This window comes from Dietzia sp. Cai40 (genome assembly GCF_014145165.1).
Taxonomy (GTDB): Bacteria; Actinomycetota; Actinomycetes; order Mycobacteriales; family Mycobacteriaceae; genus Dietzia; species Dietzia natronolimnaea.
Window position 1 is genome coordinate 1 of record NZ_JAALEB010000443.1, and the last position, 1200, is coordinate 1200.

Consider the following 1200-nt stretch of genomic DNA (forward strand, 5'->3'; position numbering starts at 1 on the left):
ACATCACCTACATCCGCACCTACGCCGGGTGGGTGTACCCCTATCCGCCAGACTGAGGTGAGACACCCGGGCTGGCTGGTTGAGAGGCTGGGGCGTGAGGAGAAGGAGAACCCAGCATGACTATCACTGCAACTACTGACGCGGCCCTGGAGGCCTCGCAGCCGACGCCGACGACCTCGACGCAGGAGACGGTTCAGGCCCCGCGGACCGGGCGGCCGGCCCGGCGGACGTTCACGGCCGAGTACAAGCGGCGCATCGTCGCCGAGTACGAGCAGGCCCCGTCCGGGCAGAAGGGCCGCGTGCTGCGCCGAGAGGGCCTCTACGATTCCAGCGTCAAGCAGTGGCGGGCCCAGATCGAAGCGGGAACACTGGGCACCGTGTCCAAGAGAAGGCCCCGGGCTGGCCAGTCGCCGGAGCAGGCGCGCATCGCTGAGCTGGAAAAGCAGATCAGCAAACTCGAGTCAGACGCCGCCCGGAAGGACAAGGTCATCGCCGATCGTGACGCCGCGTTGGAGGTCATGGGAAAAGGTGTCGCGTTCTTGGAAGCGCTCTCCAAGAAAAACAAGGGGTGACCAGGGCCGCCTGGCGCACCTGGCAGGCCGAAACCGCGCAGCTGCTGACCGCGCTGCTGGGTGTGGTGCGGTCCTGCGCCCTGGTCGGTAGGTCGCGGGCGACCCATCATCGCCAGGCCAATCCGAAACCGCGCCAGTATGGGCCGCACCCCAAGGCCCGCCATCCTGCCGAGCTCACCGCCGCCGAGCGCACCGCGATACTGGAAGTGCTCACCAGCGAGGCCTACGCCGATCTGTCCGTGGCCCAGGTGTGGGCCCGCGAACTCGACGCCGGCCGGTATCACTGCTCGCAGCGCACGATGCACCGGATCCTGGCGGCCGAGGCGATGAACGGCGAGCGTCGTCGGCAGGCAACCCATCCACCACGGGCGATTCCCGAACTGGTCGCAACCTCAGCAAATGATGTGTGGTCGTGGGACATCACGAAAATGCGGGGCCCGGCCAAGGGCATCTGGTACCACGCCTACGTCGTCATCGACATCTACTCCCGCTACGTCGTGGGCTGGCGCATCGAGACCGTCGAAGACGGCGAACTGGCCGCCGACCTGGTCGCCGCCGCCATCGCCGAGCAAGGCCAGGCACCGGGGTATCTCCACGCCGACGGGGGCGCGGCGATGACCTCGAAGCC

2 protein-coding genes are annotated in these 1200 nt (G+C 67.7%); both read left to right on the forward strand.

What is annotated here, in order from left to right; genetic code table 11:
* Positions 1-116 precede the first annotated feature (116 nt).
* Positions 117-572, forward strand: coding sequence for a transposase (locus G6022_RS15305; protein ID WP_095719468.1), 456 nt, complete (start codon positions 117-119; stop codon positions 570-572).
* On the forward strand, positions 569-1200 hold a 632-nt coding region (locus G6022_RS17180; protein WP_182691921.1), incomplete at its 3' end, for a DDE-type integrase/transposase/recombinase. The genes G6022_RS15305 and G6022_RS17180, both read left to right, overlap by 4 nt.